This is a genomic window from Chitinophaga flava, from assembly GCF_003308995.1.
GTDB classification, from domain to species: domain Bacteria; phylum Bacteroidota; class Bacteroidia; order Chitinophagales; family Chitinophagaceae; genus Chitinophaga; species Chitinophaga flava.
Genome location: NZ_QFFJ01000001.1, coordinates 2982376 through 3002318, shown reverse-complemented (window position 1 = coordinate 3002318; position 19943 = coordinate 2982376). Strand labels below are relative to the sequence as shown.

20 protein-coding genes are annotated in these 19943 nt (G+C 47.2%); 17 read left to right on the top strand and 3 right to left on the bottom strand.

Annotated features, from left to right (window positions below; genetic code table 11):
• Nucleotides 1–187 precede the first annotated feature (187 nt).
• The 16 genes from DF182_RS12020 (at nt 188) to DF182_RS11945 (ending at nt 16778) form a co-directional block, all read left to right on the top strand.
• Complete coding sequence (locus DF182_RS12020) at nt 188–1459, top strand: c-type cytochrome (RefSeq protein WP_245957420.1); 1272 nt, start codon at nt 188–190, stop codon at nt 1457–1459.
• A 100-nt stretch (nt 1460–1559) separates the two neighbouring features.
• Complete coding sequence (locus DF182_RS12015) at nt 1560–4622, top strand: TAT-variant-translocated molybdopterin oxidoreductase (protein WP_113615858.1); 3063 nt, start codon at nt 1560–1562, stop codon at nt 4620–4622.
• A gap of 116 nt (nt 4623–4738) precedes the next feature.
• Nucleotides 4739–6181, top strand: a complete 1443-nt coding sequence (gene nrfD, locus DF182_RS12010; RefSeq protein ID WP_113615857.1) for an NrfD/PsrC family molybdoenzyme membrane anchor subunit — start codon at nt 4739–4741, stop codon at nt 6179–6181.
• 48 nt (nt 6182–6229) lie between these two features.
• Complete coding sequence (locus DF182_RS12005; protein ID WP_113615856.1) at nt 6230–6817, top strand: DUF3341 domain-containing protein; 588 nt, start codon at nt 6230–6232, stop codon at nt 6815–6817.
• A gap of 85 nt (nt 6818–6902) precedes the next feature.
• Nucleotides 6903–7508: a c-type cytochrome gene (locus DF182_RS12000; RefSeq protein WP_113615855.1), complete on the top strand. Its 606-nt coding sequence runs from the start codon at nt 6903–6905 to the stop codon at nt 7506–7508.
• A gap of 52 nt (nt 7509–7560) precedes the next feature.
• Nucleotides 7561–8766: a quinol:cytochrome C oxidoreductase gene (locus DF182_RS11995; protein WP_113615854.1), complete on the top strand. Its 1206-nt coding sequence runs from the start codon at nt 7561–7563 to the stop codon at nt 8764–8766.
• A gap of 64 nt (nt 8767–8830) precedes the next feature.
• A complete protein-coding gene (locus DF182_RS11990) occupies nt 8831–9871 on the top strand; it encodes a cytochrome c oxidase subunit II (RefSeq protein WP_113615853.1) in 1041 nt (346 codons plus the stop codon).
• Nucleotides 9872–9985: 114 nt separating this feature from the next.
• Entirely contained in the window at nt 9986–11797 is a 1812-nt protein-coding gene (locus DF182_RS11985) for a cytochrome c oxidase subunit I (RefSeq protein WP_113615852.1), read from the top strand.
• 97 nt (nt 11798–11894) lie between these two features.
• Nucleotides 11895–12809, top strand: a complete 915-nt coding sequence (gene cyoE / locus DF182_RS11980; protein ID WP_245957419.1) for a heme o synthase — start codon at nt 11895–11897, stop codon at nt 12807–12809.
• A gap of 17 nt (nt 12810–12826) precedes the next feature.
• Nucleotides 12827–13390, top strand: a complete 564-nt coding sequence (locus DF182_RS11975) for a cytochrome c oxidase subunit 3 (RefSeq protein ID WP_113615850.1) — start codon at nt 12827–12829, stop codon at nt 13388–13390.
• 27 nt (nt 13391–13417) lie between these two features.
• Complete coding sequence (locus DF182_RS11970) at nt 13418–14092, top strand: cytochrome c oxidase subunit 3 (RefSeq protein WP_113615849.1); 675 nt, start codon at nt 13418–13420, stop codon at nt 14090–14092.
• Between the two features lie 86 nt (nt 14093–14178).
• Nucleotides 14179–14586, top strand: coding sequence for a cytochrome C oxidase subunit IV family protein (locus DF182_RS11965; RefSeq protein ID WP_113615848.1), 408 nt, complete (start codon nt 14179–14181; stop codon nt 14584–14586).
• A gap of 57 nt (nt 14587–14643) precedes the next feature.
• Entirely contained in the window at nt 14644–15336 is a 693-nt protein-coding gene (locus DF182_RS11960; RefSeq protein WP_113615847.1) for an SCO family protein, read from the top strand.
• Nucleotides 15337–15422: 86 nt separating this feature from the next.
• Nucleotides 15423–15995, top strand: coding sequence for a DUF420 domain-containing protein (locus tag DF182_RS11955; RefSeq protein WP_113615846.1), 573 nt, complete (start codon nt 15423–15425; stop codon nt 15993–15995).
• A gap of 63 nt (nt 15996–16058) precedes the next feature.
• Entirely contained in the window at nt 16059–16277 is a 219-nt protein-coding gene (locus tag DF182_RS11950; protein ID WP_245957418.1) for a hypothetical protein, read from the top strand.
• A 24-nt stretch (nt 16278–16301) separates the two neighbouring features.
• A complete protein-coding gene (locus tag DF182_RS11945) occupies nt 16302–16778 on the top strand; it encodes a GNAT family N-acetyltransferase (protein ID WP_113615845.1) in 477 nt (158 codons plus the stop codon).
• 104 nt (nt 16779–16882) lie between these two features.
• Here the strand turns inward: DF182_RS11945 and DF182_RS11940 are convergent, their stop codons facing one another.
• From DF182_RS11940 to DF182_RS11930, 3 genes are all read right to left on the bottom strand, one after another.
• The gene (locus DF182_RS11940; protein ID WP_113615844.1) at nt 16883–17491 is read right to left on the bottom strand and encodes a MarR family winged helix-turn-helix transcriptional regulator; all 609 of its coding nucleotides are present in this window, start codon (nt 17489–17491) and stop codon (nt 16883–16885) included.
• A gap of 64 nt (nt 17492–17555) precedes the next feature.
• Nucleotides 17556–17816: a DUF2024 family protein gene (locus DF182_RS11935; RefSeq protein WP_161964127.1), complete on the bottom strand. Its 261-nt coding sequence runs from the start codon at nt 17814–17816 to the stop codon at nt 17556–17558.
• Nucleotides 17817–17845: 29 nt separating this feature from the next.
• Nucleotides 17846–18424 (bottom strand): protoglobin domain-containing protein, encoded by a 579-nt coding sequence (locus DF182_RS11930; protein ID WP_113615842.1) that lies wholly within the window; start codon nt 18422–18424, stop codon nt 17846–17848.
• Nucleotides 18425–18641: 217 nt separating this feature from the next.
• Between DF182_RS11930 and DF182_RS11925 the strand changes: the two genes are divergently transcribed.
• Nucleotides 18642–19931, top strand: coding sequence for a chloride channel protein (locus tag DF182_RS11925; protein WP_113615841.1), 1290 nt, complete (start codon nt 18642–18644; stop codon nt 19929–19931).
• Nucleotides 19932–19943: the final 12 nt, after the last annotated feature.

Below are 19943 nucleotides of genomic sequence, written 5' to 3'. Positions count from 1 at the left end.
CTGAATACTATTTCAATCAAATTAGCCAGCATAAAGGATTACAACAGAAATTTCGCTGAAGGGAAAGGAAAAAGCGAGGATTTCCTGAGGCAAATAATTTTATAATTGTTGGTAAATTGTCAACATTGTGTCTTATTTTTGCTGGCACTTTTAAGAAACTTTAGGTCAAATCTAAACTATATAGGCTGTGTATCGTCGTGTTTCCATTCTTTTGCGCAAGCATTTTGTGAGTGTGCTTATTCTATGCGCTAGTATAGTAATTCCGTTTTCAGCTGTAAAGGCAGCGGATCCTGCTAAGGGTAAGCAAATCTTCCAACAAAACTGCGCTTCATGTCACAATGTCCATAAGAAGCTGACAGGTCCTGCACTGGCGGGTGTAGAAGGCCGTTGGGCAGATAAGAAATTACTGCACCAGTGGATTCATAACTCCGCATCAGTATTGGCAAGTGGCGACAAGTATGCCAATAACCTCTTCAATGAGTACAACAAAACCGCGATGACGGCTTTCCCTTCATTAAGTAATGAAGATATTGACGACATCCTGGCGTTCATCTCTGTTGAAGAGAAAAAACCTGTTGGTGTTAAACCAGAAGCTGGTACCGCTACTGCCGGTGCTAAAGAAGAAGGCAGCGACAACAGCCTCCTCTTTGGTATCATTACCCTGATCCTGGCAGTGGTAGCCCTGATCCTCATGCAGATCAACAGCAACCTGAACAAGCTTGCTGGTGATAAAGAAGGTCAGCCTACTCCTGAGCCGATTCCCTTCTACAAAAACAAAGCCTACATCGCATTGGCTATTCTGGTGCTGTTCATGGTAGGCGGTTACTTCACTATTCAGGGAGCTATCGGGCTGGGTCGTCAGAAAGACTACATGCCAGAACAACCAATCTTCTACAGCCACAAAGTGCACGCCGGCATCAACCAGATCAACTGTCTGTATTGCCACGCTGGTGCTGAGAAGAGCAAGCATGCCATGATTCCTTCCGAGAACATCTGTATGAACTGTCACAAAGCCATTAAAGAGTACTCCGGCCCTGAGCTGTTTACTGCTGAAGGTAAAAAAGTTGACGGTACTGCAGAAATCGCAAAATTATACGATTACGTAGGCTGGGACGCTGAAAAAGGTAAGTATACCAAACCAGGTCGCCCTATCGAATGGACTAAAATCCACAACCTGCCTGACCACGTTTACTTCAACCACTCCCAACACACAGTGGCTGGTAAACAACAGTGTCAGACCTGCCATGGTGCTATCACCGAAATGGATGAAGTACATCAGTTCGCCGACCTGTCTATGGGCTGGTGTATCAACTGTCACCGTACTACCAAAGTGCAGTTTGCAGATAACAACTACTACAGCATCTTCGAGAAACTTCATCAGGATATTAAAGATAAGAAGATCGATAGTGTGACTGTTGAAATGGTCGGTGGTACTGAATGTCAAAAATGTCACTACTAGAAAGGATTTAGCGTTTCATGATTTTCTGGTCAAACGGGAAATCATGAAATCGTTTCAGAAGATATCATAATTCATAATAATCGTAACTCGTTAATATAACATGGAGCAAAAAAAGTATTGGAAAGGCTTGGAGGAGTTGCACAATACCGAAGCGCATCAGGAAATTGTGAAGAACGAATTCAAAGAAGAATTACCGTTTGAGAGTGAAGGCCTGTTGAATGCTACTACCCCCCGCAGGGACTTTCTGAAATACCTCGGTTTCACCACTGCTGCCGCCACTATCGCTGCCAGTTGCGAAACTCCCGTTCATAAGGCTATCCCTTACGTGAACAAACCGGAAGAAATCACTCCTGGCGTAGCCAACTATTATGCTTCTTCTTATTCAATTGATGGTGAATATGTACCTGTTGTGGTTAAAACCCGCGAAGGTCGTCCCATTAAAATAGAAGGTAACTCCCTGTCTGCTATCACAGGTGGTTCTACTTCAGCCAAGGTACAAGGTGCTGTACTGAGCCTGTACGATGTAGCCCGTCTGCGTTTCCCGACTATCGGCGGTACTGAGGCTACCTGGGCAGAACTGGATAAACAAGTAGGTGCTGCACTGGCCGGTCTGGGCGGTGCTCCTGTTGTTTTATTAAGCTCTACCATCCTCAGCCCTTCTACCAAGAAAGTAATCGACGCTTTCCTGGCTAAATATCCAAACTCCCGCCACGTAGTATACGATCCGGTTTCTTACTCCGGTATGCTGCTGGCTAACGAAGCTTCCTACGGTAAAAGGACCATCCCTTCCTACCACTTCGAAAATGCTAAAACCATCGTCAGCCTGGGCGCAGACTTCATCGGTACATGGCTCAACCCTGTTGAGTATGCCCGTCAGTTCGCTCAAACCCGTAAGATCAATGCCAAGAACCCGGAAATGTCCAAACTCTTCCAGTTCGAAAGCACAATGAGCCTTGCCGGTGCAAACGCCGACGAAAGATATACACACAGACCTTCTGAAGCTGGTGCTGTAGCACTGGCCCTGCTGGCAGCAGTAGGCGGCAGCGTAAGCGCCCCTAAACTGGACGCCAAAGTAGAAGCAGGTATTCAGAAAGCTGCTAAGGAACTGAAAGCAAACGCCGGTAAAGCACTGGTAGTAAGCGGTTCCAACGACGTAAACATCCAGCTGATCGTAAACGCGATCAACAATATCATCGGTGCCAACGGTACTACTATCGACTGGGCTTCTCCTGCCGGCTACCGTCAGGGTATCGACAGCGATATGACCAAACTGGTAAGCGATATGAACGCTGGCAGCATCGGTGCTGTAATCGTATACGGTGCTAACCCTGCTTACGACTACTTCGACGCAGCCAAGTTCTCCGAAGGCCTGGGTAAAGTGAAACTCGCTGTTTCCTTCAACGACAGACTGGACGAAACAACTGAAAAATGTAAATATGTTGCTCCTGATCACCACTTCCTGGAAAACTGGAACGATGCTCAGGGTAAACCAGGCTACTATAGCTTCGCTCAGCCTACCATCTCTCCCCTCTTTAAAACCCGCGCTGCACAAGACAGCCTGCTCACCTGGAGCGCTAACTCCACTATCTGGGCTGACTTCCTGAAAGCTGAATGGGTTGCTAAACTGGGTGGTGCAGAAGCATGGGACAAAGCCCTGCAGGACGGTGTGGTAGAACCAGCCACTGCTCCGGCTTTAGGCGGTGCCTCTTTCTCCGGCGATATCGCTGGTGCTGCTGCCAAAATCAACGGCGCTAAGAAAGGTGGTAAATACGAAGTAGTACTGTACGAAAAAGTAGCGATCGGTAACGGTAAACAATCCAACAACCCATGGTTGCAGGAAATGCCGGATCCTATCACCCGCGCTACCTGGGACAACTACGCTTGTATCTCCAACACCCTCGCTAAAACTTTCTCTGCTCAGCTGGGTGACGACTACGAAATCAACGTTGAAAAGAAAGAACTGAAAATAAAAGCAAACGGTAAGGAAATCATCCTGCCTATGCTGATCATCCCGGGTATGCACCCGGAAGTGATCGCGATCGCTGTAGGTTACGGACGTGGTAAAAACGTTGGTAGAGCTGCTGCCGGTATCGGTCAGAACGCTTATCCGCTGGTAAGCTTCAACGGTCAGACTTTCGACTACTTTGCTGCTGATGCTTCTGTAGAAGCTACCGGTAACAAATACCCTGTTGCTTTAACACAAACTCACAATAGCTACGAAGGTCGTCCTATCATCAAGGAAACTACCCTCGAAGAGTTCAAACATAATCCGAAAGAGGTTAACGAAGACAGACGCGAACTGGATAAATTCGGTAAGGATTTCCGCTCAGACGCTACCCTGTATTCCAGCCACCCTTACCCTGGTATCAAATGGGGTATGTCTATCGACCTGAACTCCTGCTTCGGTTGTGGTGCTTGTACCATTGCCTGCCAGGCGGAAAACAACGTTTCCGTAGTAGGTAAAGACGAAGTAGCAAAAGCGCACGAAATGCACTGGATCCGCATCGACCGTTACTTCAGCGGTGATGAGAACAATCCGGAAGTAGTGTTCCAGCCTATGCTGTGCCAGCACTGCGATAACGCGCCTTGCGAAAACGTTTGTCCGGTAGGTGCTACCAACCACAGCTCTGAAGGTATCAACCAGATGGCTTACAACCGTTGTATCGGTACCCGTTACTGCGCTAACAACTGTCCTTATAAAGTTCGTCGCCTCAACTGGAGAGACTGGAATGGTGCGGACAGCTTCGAAAACAACCTGTACGACGTAGCAGATATGAACGACAGCCTCACCCGCATGGTACTGAACCCAGACGTAGTGGTTCGTAGCCGTGGTGTGATGGAAAAATGCTCCTTCTGCGTTCAGCGTTTACAGGAAGCCAAACTGGATGCTAAAAAAGCTGGTCATCCGCTGAAAGATGGTGCTGCTAAAACAGCCTGTCAGCAAGCTTGCGGCGCCGATGCGATCGTATTCGGTAACGTAAACGACAAAAACAGCGAAATCTATAAGATCCGTAACGAAGAACAAACAGACAGGCTGTACTACGTGCTCGAAGAAACACACGTACTGCCTTCTATCAACTACCTGGCTAAGATCAGAAACAAGGATGCCGCTCCTAAAGCAGAAAAAGAATCTGCTCACAAAGAAGAAGCGCATCACGCATAAGATCTTTTAACAGGTAACGTTAAGGGAAAAAAATAGAAAGAAGTTACAGAATCTGAGATCATAACAAAAGACAAAGGGCTAGTAGCTAGAAGCTAGCAGCTAAAAGCTTATAGAATATGAGTTTAAAATACGAATCCACACTGAGAGAACCTTTAGTTGACGGGGTTAAGGATTATCACCAGGTAACGGAAGATATCATTAGTCCCATTGAAGGGAAGCCTGGTAAATTGTGGTATGTAGGCTTTTTTATATCACTGTTACTGTTGGGCTTCGGCGCATTTTCAGTGTTTTGGCAGATTTATTTCGGTGTGGGTGTTTGGAATCTGAACAAAACCATCGGTTGGGGTTGGGACATCACCAACTTCGTATGGTGGGTAGGGATTGGTCACGCCGGTACCCTGATTTCTGCGATCCTCCTGCTGTTCCGTCAGGGATGGCGTACAGGGGTGAACCGTGCTGCGGAAGCGATGACCATCTTCGCGGTAATGTGCGCCGGTCAGTTCCCGATTATTCACATGGGTCGTGTATGGATGGCGTTCTTCATCCTGCCTTACCCTAACACCCGCGGTCCGGTATGGGTTAACTTTAACTCCCCACTGCTGTGGGACGTATTCGCGATCTCCACTTATTTCACCGTTTCCCTGTTGTTCTGGTACTCCGGTCTGATTCCGGATTTCGCTACCATCCGCGACAGAGCTAAAACCAAACTGCGTAAACTGCTGTATGGTGTAGCTTCTTTCGGCTGGACTGGTTCTACCAAACACTGGCAACGTCATGAAGCACTGTCACTGGTACTGGCAGGTCTGTCCACTCCGCTGGTACTGTCTGTACACACCATCGTATCCTTTGACTTTGCTACTTCCGTAATTCCTGGTTGGCACACTACCATCTTCCCTCCTTACTTCGTGGCGGGTGCGATCTTCTCCGGATTCGCGATGGTACAAACACTGCTGATCATCACCCGTAAAATATTACACCTGGAAGAATACATTACCCTGGGCCACATGGAAGCCATGAACAAGGTAATTGTACTGACCGGTTCCGTAGTAGGTTGCGCTTACCTTACTGAGCTCTTCATGGCATGGTACGGTGCTAACCCTTACGAGTTTGCTACTTTCTTCAAATACCGTGCTGCTGGTCCGCTGGGCTGGTCCTACTGGATCATGATGACCTGCAACGTTATCTCTCCGCAGGTATTCTGGTTCCGTAAAATGAGAAGAAGCGTAGCGGTGACTTTCGTAATGTCTATCATTGTAAACATCGGTATGTGGTTCGAACGTTTCGTGATCATCTGTACTTCCCTGTACCGTGACTATCTGCCATCCAGCTGGTCTTACTATCGTCCATCCTGGCCGGAAGTTGGTTTCTACATGGGTACATTCGGTCTGTTCTTTACCTGCTACTTCCTGTTTGCTAAATACTTCCCTGTAATCGCGGTAGCTGAGATCAAGTCTATCCTGAAAACTTCAGGTGAGAACTTCAAGGAAGGCATGGAGAAATACGAAGGCAAAACTGCAGAAGAGTTTTCTCACGCTGTTCATCACGAACACGCTCACTAATAGATGAATTGACAGAATTAATTAATTGGAATTTGAATTTTTAAATATATGGCTGTTAAAAATTTTGTTGTAGGCTTGTTTGATGATGAGGCAGTGTTATTCCCTGCGGTGAAGAAAGTACGTAATGCGGGCTACAAGTTGCACGATGTATATACTCCTTTTCCTGTTCACGGCCTGGATCATGCAATGGGTTTAAGAGAAACCAGTCTGCACACAGCCGGTTTCATATATGGTATCACTGGTACCACCACGGCTTTGGGTTTCATGAGCTGGGTTTTTAACGTAGACTGGCCGCTGAACATCGGTGGTAAGCCTCACTTCCCATTACCAGCATTCATACCTATCACTTTCGAGCTGACGGTATTATTCGCAGCCGTAGGGATGGTAATGACATTCTGCTACCTGTGCCAGTTAATGCCAGGCGTAAAGAAACATATCTTCCACCCAAGACAAACTGATGATAAGTTTGTAATGGCGATCGAACTGACTGAAAAAACCAACGCGGAAGAAGTAAAACGCTTCCTGAAAGATGCCGGCGCTCATGATATCAATGAGCAGAGAGCAGAAGCTGGCTGGTGGTATGGCAGATTCGATAAAGATGATGCGGATATCCACGCTTATCCGGCTAACGCTTAATAACATTAACAGCTAAAAAATACAGTTGCAACATTAGGATCTGGCAAGCAAAAGAACTAATGAAAGCTAGAATAAATAATTTCTGATGAAAAGGACTTCCAACATATTGATTGTAGCCGCATTGGCAACTGGAGCTTTCCTGGCAGCCTGTAACAAAGGGGAGCACAACAGAAAGCCCGGCAGGATTTATATGCCCGACATGTATGAATCCCGTGCGTATGAATTTTACAGTGCTCGTTTGTCAGGCCTGAAGCCAGTGGAAGGAACAGTAAAAAGAGGTGAACTTTTGCCTTACCATCTGAAAGAAGCAGATACGGCGCTGGCAAATCTGGTGAAGAATCCGCTGACCATCACACCTGAAGATCTGAAAGAAGGAGAACGTTTGTTTAATATCTACTGCGGTATCTGCCATGGTACTGCTCTGGATGGTAATGGTCCGCTGTATAAAGGAGGCGAAGGTCCTTACTCTGCAGCACCAGCCAACCTGGTTGCCGGTGCAAAAGCCGGTTATACCGAAGGCCGCCTGTTTCACGTAATGACCTATGGTTATAACATGATGGGTAGCTACGCCAGCCAGCTCGACAGAGCACAACGCTGGAAAATAGCCGCTTATATCAAGAGCAAACAGCCTGGTTCCGCCAAGCCCGCCGCTGAAGCCGCGCCTGCTAAAGACAGTGCAAAGGCTAAATAAGTGTAAGAAGAGTTAAAAAACAGCATTTCAAAAAGTATTTTAATATACAGTAATGAAAGACCAATTTGTAGTACCGGCAAGATTAAAAAAGACCAGCTTCGTGTTAATGGGCGTGGGCTTGCTGACTTTATTGATCGGATTAATTGCGTTTCAAGGTGAGAGCGCGACACGGTTCTGGGCCGGTCTGTTGCAAAACAGCAGCTTCTTTTTGCTGATTACATTGGCCAGCACCTTTTTTATTGCAGCCACAACACTGGCACACGGTGGTTGGCAGATCGCCTTCCGTCGCGTACCGGAGGCTATTTCAATGGCGGTAATGCCATTGGCTGCTATTTTGTTCATCATTGTAATGATTCTCGTTTTCGGTGGTAAAGAACACATCTACCACTGGGTAAACGCTCACCACGTAGCAGAAGATAAAGTCCTCACCTGGAAATCCGCTTTCCTGAACAAAGGATTTTATACTACTGCCACCATCCTGACACTCGGTCTGTGGATTTTCTTTACACGGAAACTCCGCAACATGTCTATAGAAGAAGACAGCTGGACCATGAATCCTGAAACCAGTCGTAAACTGATCTGGAGAAATACCGTTTGGTGCGGTGGCTTCCTGGTGATTTACGCCCTCAGCGTTGGCTCCACTACTCCATGGGTTTGGCTGATGAGCATCGATGCTCACTGGTTCTCTACCATGTACAGCTGGTACACTTTCGCCAGCAGCTGGGTATCCGGCCTCTCCCTGATCGCTCTGTTCGTAGTTTACCTGAAAAAGAACGGTTATCTGACTTATGTAAATGAAGAGCACCTGCACGATCTGGGTAAATTTATCTTTGCTTTCAGCATCTTCTGGACTTACCTCTGGTTCTCCCAGTACATGCTGATCTGGTACGCTAACATGCCGGAAGAAACTGAATACTTCCAGCCACGCGTATGGGGCGAATGGAGACCTATCTTCTTCCTGAACCTCCTGATCAACTTTATTACTCCGTTGTTGTTCCTGATGAAACGGGACACTAAACGTAACTATACTGCGGTAGCATTCATCGCTGTAGTGGTGATCTGTGGCCACTGGCTGGATTTCTGGCAGATGGTAGGCCCCGGTACTTACAAACACCTGGTATTCCCTTGGTATGAACTGGGTCTGGGAGTTGGTTTCGTAGGTCTGATCATTTTCCTGGTTGCCAACCAACTTGCTAAAGTTCCGCTGGTACCTAAAAATCATCCTTACCTGAAAGAAAGTATTGTTCACCACACCTAATATGGGTGATAACGGAGATTAAGCAATAGAAAAGCATTAGATAACTTAATTATTTCATATAGCAATGTCAGGATTTTTAGCAGTCTTAGTTATTGTTCTCATATTCATAGTCATCTTCCAGATTGCGAAGGCGAGCGAATATGTGTCCATATTGAAGGGAGAAAAGAAAGCGCGCCAGCAAAGTAACCGTATCAATGGTTTCCTGCTGATAGCATTCCTGGTGCTGGGGCTCATCGGCGTGTATTACTGTAATAATCTGCTGAAAGGCAAGATCCTGGGCGAATCTGCATCTGTGCAGGGTGAAGGTGTAGATACCCTCATCTATGTAACCCTGGCCATCACCGGTGTTGTATTTATCGGTACCCAGATCCTCCTGTTCTGGTTCGCATTTAAATACCAGGAAAAAGAAGGCCGTAAGGCATTTTATTTCCCGCATAATAATAAACTGGAAGTGATCTGGACCGTTATCCCGGCCATCGCACTGACAGTACTGGTGGCTTTCGGTCTGAAACACTGGTTCCAACTGACTTCCGACGCTCCAAAAGATGCGGCGATAGTGGAAATCACTGGTAAACAATTCAACTGGCTCATCCGTTACCCAGGTAAAGATGGTCAGCTCGGCCGTCGCGACTTCAAGAAAATTGATGAAGCTGCCAGCAACCCGCTGGGTATGGATTGGGAAGATCAACTGGGCAAAGACGACTTCATGGCAACAGAAGTTCACCTGGTGGTAGGTAAACCCGTAAAATTCATAATCGGTTCCCGTGATGTTATTCACGACGTAGGTTTACCTCAGTTCCGTATGAAAATGGATGCTGTACCTGGTATTCCTACTACCCTGTGGTTCACTCCTAAGTTTACCACTAAACAAATGAAGGAAAAAACCGGTAACCCGGACTTCACCTACGAAATTTCCTGCGATCAGATGTGTGGTTCCGGTCACTACTCTATGAGAGGTGTGATTGTTGTGGAAACACAGGAAGAATACGATGCCTGGGTAGCTAAACAGCCATTACAGTATAGCCTGGCTCACCCTGCGGCCGCTCCTGCTGAAGCGCCAAAGGCTGATAGCACGCAAAAAACTGTGGCTGCGAATATCCGGTAAGCCGTAATTTTGTGAAGAAGAATTTTTTGACGCAGAACTTAAAAAACTAAAAAAGACAAACTGACAAACGAAGATACTTCCCGGGCGTTAGTTTATTAATAAACCGAACCGATTATGAGTAACGAAGCAACATTGCACAGTCAACAGGAGGTAATGCACGGAGCGCATGATCATCACGATCATGAGCACCATCATGAAGACAATTTCATCTCGAAATATGTGTTCAGCCTGGATCATAAAATGATCGCCAAACAATTCCTGATCACTGGTATCGTTTGGGCTATCATTGGTGCTTTCTTTTCTGTGGTGTTCCGTTTGCAACTGGGTTTTCCCGATGCTACTTTCCCCTGGCTGGAAAGCATTATGGGTCACTGGGCAAAAGGTGGCCGTATCTCTCCTGAAGCTTACTATGCATTGGTAACAATGCACGGTACTATCCTCGTATTCTTTGTATTGACCGCTGGTTTAAGTGGTACCTTCTCCAACCTGCTCATTCCGCTGCAGGTAGGTGCCCGCGATATGGCTTCTCCTTTCATGAACTGCCTCAGCTACTGGTTCTTCTTCCTGGCCAGCCTCGTAATGATGGCTTCCCTGTTTGTTCAAACAGGCCCGGCTTCCGGAGGTTGGACAATGTATCCTCCGCTGAGCGCCCTCGGAGATGCTTCCATCGGTTCTAAAATAGGTGTTGACCTGTGGTTGACCAGCATGGCACTGTTCGTTGTTTCTCAGCTGCTCGGTGGTCTGAACTACATCTCTACCCTCCTGAACATGCGTACCAAAGGTATGAGCATGACCAAAATGCCTTTAACCATCTGGTCATTCTTCTTTACCGCTGTACTGGGCGTACTGTCTTTCCCTGTACTGCTGTCCGGCTTCATCCTCCTGCTGATGGACCGTCACGCTGGTACCAGCTTCTATCTCTCTGATATCTTCATCGCAGGTAAAGCCCTGGCTAACGAAGGTGGTAGCGCCATCCTCTACCAGCACTTGTTCTGGTTCCTCGGTCACCCTGAAGTATATATCATTATCCTCCCTGCCATGGGTATGGTATCTGAAGTACTGGCAGTTAGCTCCCGTAAACCTATCTTCGGTTATCTGGCCATGATCGGTTCTCTGTTCGCTATCTGTATCCTGGCCTTCCTGGTATGGGCTCACCACATGTTCGTAACTGGTCTGAACCCATTCCTCGGCGCCTTCTTCGTACTCCTGACACTGCTCATCGCGGTTCCATCTGCCATCAAGGTGTTTAACTGGCTTACCACCATCTGGAAAGGTAACATCCGCTTTACACCGGCTTCCCTGTTCTCTATCGGTTTCGTGAGCACCTTTATCTCCGGTGGTCTGACTGGTATCTGGCTGGGTAACTCCTCTATCGACATTCACCTGCATGATACCTACTTTGTAATCGCACACTTCCACATTGTAATGGGTGTGTCCGCATTCTTCGGTATGTTTGCCGGTATCTACCACTGGTTCCCTAAAATGTATGGCCGTTTCATGAACAATACTATCGGCTATATCCACTTCTGGGTAACCCTGATCGGTGCTTATCTGATCTTCTGGCCAATGCACTACGAAGGTATGGCCGGTATGCCAAGAAGATATTTCGACTACTCCAGCTGGACTTCCTTTAACCAGTTTGGTGGTCTGAACCAGTTCATCAGCATCGTGGTAATCCTCGTATTTGCTACTCAGCTGCTGTTCGTGTTCAACTTCTTCTATAGCATCTTCAAAGGAAGAAAACTCACCGAACAGAACCCTTGGAAAGCTACTTCCCTGGAATGGACTACTCCAATCAATCCTGGTCACGGCAACTGGCCTGGTGAAATTCCTGAAGTACACCGCTGGGCTTACGACTACAGCAAGGATGGAAGAGATTTCATCCCGCAAACCGAGCCCATCGGCCCTAACGAGTCAGCTCACTAATGTAATAAAGAGATTCCGGAGGGCAGAAAATAACTGCTTTCCGGAATCTTGTTCACCGTGATGTTTGTAAATTTGTTCCGGATTTAAATACCGGAATGTGGAAAGAAATAAAATGTTGCAAGAAAACTCCATAAAATTGTCGTCGTCGTATGCAGTAGCGAGCAAGGTGAAGGATTATTCTCAGCTGATGAAGTTTAATCTCACCTTCATGGTGGTATTTTCATCAGTGGTAGCTTATCTGCTGGTACCGGGCGTGGAGTTTAATCTCATCAAAGTTCTTTTGTTATTTGCTGGTGGTTTGCTGGTTTCCGGATCAGCCAATACCATCAACCAGATATGGGAAAAAAATACGGACAAACTGATGGCCCGTACCGCTACCCGTCCCCTGCCCTCCGGCAGGATGAGTGAAGGGGAAGCGATCACCGTAGCCATCGTAACCGGGGTAGCAGGTTTCCTGATCATGGGATACTGCTTTAACTGGCTGAGTGCTGCATTGAGCCTCTTCTCCCTGGTGATGTACGGATTTGTATATACTCCCTGGAAAAAATGGAATTCACTGGCCGTACTGGTAGGTGGAATTCCAGGAGCAATGCCGCTGCTCATAGGCTGGGCTGCAGGTGCCAATAACCTCTCCGAAGGTGGCTGGTCACTGTTTGCTATCCAGTTCCTGTGGCAGTTTCCGCACTTCTGGGCTATCGCCTGGATTGCGCACAAAGACTATACCCGTGCTGGGTTTAAACTGCTGCCGGCTAACGGCGAGCCCAACCGGTTTACCGCCCTGCAGGCTGTTATGTACACCCTGCTGCTGATTCCCGCAGGTGTAATACCTTACCTGCTGAAAATCACCGGTGGTATTTCCGCAATCGTGGCTATCGTAGCAGGCTTGTTTTTCCTGTACCGTGCCATTAACCTGTATAGAAAAAATGATGTCCCTGCAGCACGTAAACTGATGTTCGGTTCATACATTTACCTGACCATTGTTCAGCTGGCACAACTGCTGGACAAGGCCTAAAAGCAATAGGAGGAGTGATGCATACAATGAGCATACAACGTAAGAAAATTCATCCGCACAAGTACTCCCTATGGATAGCAATGGGTAGCATTACCATGATGTTCATCGGATTTACCAGTGCTTACGTTGTGAAGAGATCGCAGGCCAACTGGCTGGCATTTGAACTGCCGCATATTTTCTGGTTATCCACTGCTTTGATTTTACTCAGCAGTCTGACCATCCACCTGGCACTGAAACAGTTCAGGGAAAGAAATATGCTGCGCTATAAACAGCTGATCACCGTTACCGCCGTATTAGGCGTAGCTTTCGCTGCCTGTCAGTGGATTGGCTTTTCTCAGATGAAAAACAGCGGACTCCCCCTCAGCGGGCCCGTTTCCGCTTCCTTTATTTATGTTATTGTAGGCGTGCACATGCTGCACGTACTGGGTGGTGTGGTAGCACTGCTCGTAATGTTTGCCAGGGCCTACCGGACCCGCATTCGTACCTACTCCGCAGTACCAATCGAAGTTGCCGCCACTTACTGGCATTTCGTAGACGTTTTGTGGATCTACCTGTTGATTTTTTTAAGTATCGCGAGATAAACTTTGTAAAATTTTATAAAACAAACAATGGACACAGCAGTTACAGCGAAGAAAAAATGGTGGGCCGGCGGACATTCTCCCTTTAATGTGAGCTATGGCAAGTTGATGATGTGGTACTTCCTGGTATCAGATGCCTTCACTTTCGGTGCATTACTGATATCATACGGAACTATCCGCTTTTCCAGCACATCCTGGCCTGATCCGAATGAGGTTTTCCGTTCTTTCCCGGGTATGGGACATGCCAACTTACCGCTGGTATTCGTGAGCTTGATGACCTTCATCCTCATCATGAGTTCTGTAACCATGGTACTGGCCGTTCACGCCGGTCACATGAGAGATAAAAAAGCTGTCGCCAAATGGCTGACCTGGACTATCATCGGAGGTATCTGCTTCCTGAGCTGCCAGGCATGGGAATGGACACACCTGTTCCACGAAGGTGCATGGTGGGGTCGCAATCCTTTCCACAACGTTGATGGCACAATGGCGTCTACCAACTTCACCAACTTCTTCTTTACCATCACCGGTTTCCACGGCTTGCACGTAACTTCCGGCGTTGTACTGAACATCGTAATCCTCGCTAACGTACTGAAAGGTACCTACGAAGAAAGAGGTCACTACGAAATGGTGGAAAAAGTAGGTCTCTACTGGCACTTTGTAGATCTGGTTTGGGTATTCGTATTCACCTGCTTCTACCTGCTCTAAGCATCAAAAGCAATCAAAAACGAATACAAGGTTTGTAATTTGATTAATAGAATCTGATATTAAGAACTTATTCAATTTAAATAGGAATGGAGCATACGCATACTGCAGAAGGACATGAACATGCACACGATTCATCTACCAAAAAGATCTGGAGAACATTCTGGATCCTCCTGGGTGTAACCATGGTAGAAGTTGGTCTGGCGTTTTTACACCTCGAAACAGGTGTTCCCAACAGGGTACTGCTGAACGCCGTGTTCATCGGTCTGACCGTAGTGAAGGCATTTTATATCGTAGCTGAATTTATGCACCTCGGCAGCGAAATCAAAAACCTGATCTACACCATCCTGCTTCCGTTACTGTTCTTCGTTTGGTTCATCATCGCTTTCCTCTATGAAGGTAACTCCTGGAAAAACCTGAACAAGGATCTGAGACCAGGAACTCCTGTAGAAGCGGTAAAAGCTGCACCAGCTGAAGGTCACGGAGCACATCACTAATTTTTTGATCATTTAAATTTCAGCGTCATTTCTCGCAGGGCTTTATTAGGAGTTGCATTGGCTATATTGGTACCGCTGACTGGTTACCTGATTGTAGATCACTATGGGAAAAATGTAGTACCCATTCCAAAGTACTATATTCCCGAAGGTGTAGACACCATCGTTCATAACGGAAAAGTTACCTACGATACTGTCTACCACCAGATCAAGGACTTTCAGATGACCAACCAGCTGGGACAGAAAGTGAGCCTGAAAGACATGGAAGGTAAAGTTATCCTGGTAGATTTCTTTTTCACTTCCTGCCCTTCTATATGCCCTACGTTGACAAAGAACCTGAGAAAGATCCAGCAGGCTTACGGTAAAACAGATACCCTGCTCCAGATCCTTTCATTTTCGGTAGACCCTGTCAGAGATTCAGTAGCCAGATTACGGAAATACGGATACGATTATCAGGTAAATCCGGACAACTGGTGGCTCCTGACCGGCGATAAAAAGGAAATCTACGATCTCGCCAGACACCAATTCTTCGTTTCGGTGACAGAAGGTGACGGCGGACCAGACGATTTCGTTCATACCGAAAAACTGGTACTGATCGATAAAAACAGACATATCAGAGGATATTACAACGGGCTCGATTCCAGCGCCATCAAACAATGTGCTACCGACATCGCTACCCTGTACCTCGAAAAAGACAGGCATCGCCCGGGATTCTGGCAGTTCCTGAAAGGTTTGTTCAAGAATCTGAGCTGATCAATTAAAAAATAATTTTCACGGAAGGTGGATAAAGGAAAGGACTTAACTTTCTTTTTCCACCTTTCCCATATACGGAACATATTATGGAACTAAAAAATAAAAATCTTAACACACCTATCGCCATCGTTTCTGTAGTTATCCCGGTACTGGTGGCACTGTTGTTTTTCCTTCCCAAGCCCGACTTCCATCCCGGCTTCGATGTCAGGATTCTTCCGCTGTTCCATGCCATCCTCAACTCTGCTACTGCTGTACTGCTGGTTACCAGTCTGTACTTCATCAAAAACAAGCAGGTAAAGGCGCATAAGATCACTAACCTGATAGCTGTTGGGCTGTCTGTTGTTTTCCTGTTGTCTTACGTTACTTATCACGCTTTGGCGCCGGAAACACGTTTTGGTGACTTAGACCACAACGGTATGCTGGATGCTGCTGAAAAAGCTGCGCTGGGTGGTATCCGTTATGTATATTATTTCCTGTTGCTCACCCACATCGTGCTGGCCGGTATCATTGTACCACTGGTCCTTTTCACGCTGCTGCGCGGCTTCCAGTATGATATTCCCCGTCACCGTAAAATAGCTCGTATCACCTGGCCTATCTGGTTCTATGTGGCTGTTACCGGGGTGATTGTGTATATTATGATTTCCCCATATTACCATTGATATATTTTCGGGAGATTTTTTTGGGGTAGATGACCTAATTTTGCTGGATCAAAATAGATTGAAATGAATAAGCTGTGTTTGTTTTTGCTGACAATAATGCTGACGATGATGAGTGCTCCTTTGATGGCGCAGTGTTCTCTTTGTACAAAAACAGCACAGCAGCTGGGTGAAGGCCCTGCTAAAGGATTGAACAATGGTATCCTGATGCTGGCATTTACCCCGCTGTTAATCATCGGCCTCCTTGCTTTCCGCTGGTGGAAGAGCAACCGGGAAGCCTCCTGAGCCCCTGTTTTTTAACCCTTTATTATGATAACCTATAGAAAAGCGGATATCCCTGATATTCCACAGGTTGTCAGGTTACGTCTGCAGTTTCTGAAAGAAGTGTACCCCCAGGCAGATGTTTCCCGCGATGACCTGCTATCCAAGCAGATTGCCCGCTACCTCACAGAACACCTTTCCAAAGGAGACTTTGTAAACCTCTTCGCCGAACATCATGGAAATGTAGTTGCCAGCGTTGGTATTGTTTTTTATAACCAGCCGCCGCTCTATCACAATCTGGATGGCAAAGTGGCTTATATACTGAATGTATATACGCTTCCGGCCTACCGCCGGCAGGGAATTGCACAGATACTGATGGAAAAACTGATTGGGGAAGCAAAGGAACGGAATACCGGTAAATTGAGTCTGCATGCCAGTTTGGAAGGACGCCGGTTATATGAAAGGCTGGGATTTGCTGCAGGAGATAACGAAATGACATTACAACTTCCGCGTATGCAACCCTGACAGGCTCCGGAGGAGCGTTTTGCGGGAATAGCAAAAAAGGAAAGTTACCTTCCCTGAACATTCGACAAAACACTCACACCGGACAATCTGTAAAAAGATGTAGCCTAGTCTTCCCTTGTTTCAAACGAGGGGCAGTCTACCCGCAGGTTGGCCTGCTTCAACGAGATCTTGAGCAGGGTGCAGTAATTACCTTTCTTTTCGGTGTAATGCTGGCAATTAAAGCACATCGGTTGGTGAGTAATCACCTCCTCCTGGTTCAGCTGGTAAATCAGCTGCATCAGCTGATCCAGCAGCACGCCCTGTTCTTTCAGGGGGCTGGTGGCCACTGCATCCTGTAGTGGAGCAGCAAAATGCTCTACTTTTTTAGCGATGGCACGACCTTCCTTCAGCAAATGCAGGGAATGGCTCCTGGTGTCCGTTTCGCTCGGTTTTCTCACCAGGTAATTTTTTTGTTCCAGCGATTTCACAGCGTCGCTGATGGTGGCTTTTGTCATGTTGAAATACAACGCTAACGAGGTCACTGTACGTTTTTCTTCCGGGTAATGGAGTAAAAAAGTCAGCACCTGAATTTGTATGGGACTCAACCCATATTGTGTGGCCTCCTGCCAAAGGAGTACCCTGAAAGCCTCTGATAAGCGCTCAAGAGCAACCACGATTTTGCTCGATGTGTTTTCTGCCTGCTGCGCGGGGCTGAATGTGGAAACTTTCCCCATATTTACTACTGTCCTTAATTAGCGGGGCAAGGTACAATAATAAAGCCTGCTTGTAAATAGCATATTAGTGACATCCTTGTGATTCGTGTATATAGTAACCTTGTTGGGCTATCTTCATCTCCCAGCGGGGAATGATCTCCGTTGTATAACAAAAGCGACAGTCTTTCCGTGTTACGGACTGATCTTCCTGCAGCCGGCCCAGTAAAAATTCGCTTCCGAAGGCTAACACGGCTGTGAAAGCTGTTTCCTGGGGGACAATAATATCAAAGTGTAGGAAACCTCCTGCTTTCTTTTTCGCATATGCCTTATACACGGCTACTTCCATAAACATATTTTGAGGGTGGAAAATGAATATCAGAACGGGGCTGTTTGTCCTCCGGGGTAAACCCACAACAGGGCACTGAGGCTGACGGCTTTGAACCAGGCCTGATGCATGGCTTCTATTTCTTCCGGACTATATCCGGTATCATTGAGAAAATGGCGGCCGGCTTCACTCACTGGAAAAACAAAAGTGGTCATATACCGCAGAAACACTGGTGACAGCGGATGCAAATCATCCAGCGGCACTTTCCTTAATTGCAGCTGTCGTGCAATCTTCTCTTCAAATTCCCACCAACGGCTGCTTTCACTGCGCCTGCACAAACCGGTGATCCATTCCCGGAAGTGCGGACGAATGGAATGCAGGTACGACAGGTCCGGCGCACCACTACTGGTGAAATAATGCGCCAGATAATTGTTTTTCACAATACGCTCGTACCAGCGATTTAAAATTTCTTCTGCATGCGGTGCCAGGATCTCCCCTGCCAGGGTCAGGTATTGCTCATCTTCGTGCGTAAAAAGCATCATGCGTTTGATCTTTATCAACACCTGTGCATCAATGGGAGTGGTTTTGGGTTCAGGAATCATAGATGACCGCTCTGCTGCGTTAATCATATCATATATACGTTTTGAGCTGCTGCAATTAGAAAATGGTCATGTGCAAATATAGTAAGGAATCCTATTCATTTGCAACTTGTTGTAAAAGCAATACCACTTTTATTAAATGTTCCCTTTTCTGAATTGACGAGATATGCTACTTTGAATTAATTTGAGATTTTCGGATGAACTGTATAGTTTTGATTTCCTGTTAACCAGGTCTTTAGTTACAATAATGAAGAACATACAGCCACTTTTATATAGAAACGGTCTTGGTATCCACTCTGTACTATCCGAAGACAAAGAAAATTTTAAAATCGCTCTCCGCGAGGGGCATTTGCGACGTACATTTTACCTGTCGGCGCTGGGCGCCGGAGCTGGGTTGCTTACGGTGGGCGCCGGAATGCTGCTCTCATGGCTGGTCCGGATGCTGACAGGCCTGGCTTTTTTCGGAAAGCTGAGCACGGATGCGGGTATACCCGCCGATAGCGAAGCCGGCATTTGGCTTTTGCTGATCCCGGTAGCCGGAGCGTTTGTATCGCTGTTTCTCTTCGGGTCCCGTTATCCTACCTGGAAACTGCCAGCCCTGGCCATCTGTATTGGCACCGGTGCACCTGTTGGTACGGAAGGGCCCGTGATGGTGGCCGCTGGGGCATTTGTATTGCAGGACCGCCAACGGCTGCGTATTTCGGAAGCGGAAGCGCGCCTGCTACTGGTGGCCGGTGCAGCTGCCGGCGTGGCCTGGTATTTCGGAGCACCAGTATCGGCATTGGTGCTGGCACTGGAATTATGGCTGGGTACCTGGTCTTTGATATTGTTGTTGCCGGTGTTGTCTGGTGTGATAGTCGGTGGCGTAGCTCATTATTGTCTGTCTGACATGAATCCTTTTTTTACGATGGAGAGTAGTCCGGCATTGAATGCTGGTGCTCTGCTGGTTTATATTGTTTTGGGGCTGATTATCGGGCTGATAGCGGCCCTGATGATAAGAGCCTCCCGCGGCCTTGCCCGGTTATTTAACCGGCTGAAATACCATAGTCCCTGGTGGCTGCTGCTGGCGGCCGTACCTGTGGGCATTGCGGGCTACCTGGCCCCCGAAAGCCTGGGTAGTGGCGAAGTATATGGCAACAACCTGCTGCAGGCGCATGTAACGTTGCAATTAGTATTTGTAGTGGGAGTGGTGAAGCTGATCACCTGGTTGTTTTTTACTTCGGGTTACAATACGGGTACTACCATAACACCGCTTCTGATGATAGGTGGAGCACTGGGACTGTTGCTGGCAGTAGTGGCGCAGTTCGTATGTCCTTCTATTGTGATTAATCCGGCGGTGGCAGCACTGATAGGGATGAGCGCTATGTTTGCCGGAATTAGCCGGGCATGGTTGACAGCTATTATACTGGCACTGGAGCTAACACATTGCCTGCCTGCTGTATTGCCCGTGGCCTGTGCGGCCATTGCTGCATTTGTTATCTCTTTCCCGCTTATCAAAACAAAACAGCATACGGCAGAAAACAAGGTGCAGAACTGATGTTCTGCACCT

Coding starts and splice junctions, on each gene's coding strand:
- DF182_RS11990 (WP_113615853.1), top strand. CDS start 8,831: ATGTCAGGATTTTTAGCAGTCTTAGTTATTGTTCTCATATTCATAGTC.
- DF182_RS11940 (WP_113615844.1), bottom strand. CDS start 17,491: ATGGGGAAAGTTTCCACATTCAGCCCCGCGCAGCAGGCAGAAAACACA.
- DF182_RS11925 (WP_113615841.1), top strand. CDS start 18,642: ATGAAGAACATACAGCCACTTTTATATAGAAACGGTCTTGGTATCCAC.
- DF182_RS11985 (WP_113615852.1), top strand. CDS start 9,986: ATGAGTAACGAAGCAACATTGCACAGTCAACAGGAGGTAATGCACGGA.
- DF182_RS11975 (WP_113615850.1), top strand. CDS start 12,827: ATGCATACAATGAGCATACAACGTAAGAAAATTCATCCGCACAAGTAC.
- DF182_RS12000 (WP_113615855.1), top strand. CDS start 6,903: ATGAAAAGGACTTCCAACATATTGATTGTAGCCGCATTGGCAACTGGA.
- DF182_RS11995 (WP_113615854.1), top strand. CDS start 7,561: ATGAAAGACCAATTTGTAGTACCGGCAAGATTAAAAAAGACCAGCTTC.
- DF182_RS11945 (WP_113615845.1), top strand. CDS start 16,302: ATGATAACCTATAGAAAAGCGGATATCCCTGATATTCCACAGGTTGTC.
- DF182_RS11965 (WP_113615848.1), top strand. CDS start 14,179: ATGGAGCATACGCATACTGCAGAAGGACATGAACATGCACACGATTCA.
- DF182_RS11970 (WP_113615849.1), top strand. CDS start 13,418: ATGGACACAGCAGTTACAGCGAAGAAAAAATGGTGGGCCGGCGGACAT.
- DF182_RS11950 (WP_245957418.1), top strand. CDS start 16,059: ATGAATAAGCTGTGTTTGTTTTTGCTGACAATAATGCTGACGATGATG.
- DF182_RS12005 (WP_113615856.1), top strand. CDS start 6,230: ATGGCTGTTAAAAATTTTGTTGTAGGCTTGTTTGATGATGAGGCAGTG.
- DF182_RS11935 (WP_161964127.1), bottom strand. CDS start 17,816: ATGGAAGTAGCCGTGTATAAGGCATATGCGAAAAAGAAAGCAGGAGGT.
- DF182_RS11930 (WP_113615842.1), bottom strand. CDS start 18,424: ATGATTAACGCAGCAGAGCGGTCATCTATGATTCCTGAACCCAAAACC.
- nrfD (WP_113615857.1), top strand. CDS start 4,739: ATGAGTTTAAAATACGAATCCACACTGAGAGAACCTTTAGTTGACGGG.
- DF182_RS11955 (WP_113615846.1), top strand. CDS start 15,423: ATGGAACTAAAAAATAAAAATCTTAACACACCTATCGCCATCGTTTCT.
- DF182_RS12015 (WP_113615858.1), top strand. CDS start 1,560: ATGGAGCAAAAAAAGTATTGGAAAGGCTTGGAGGAGTTGCACAATACC.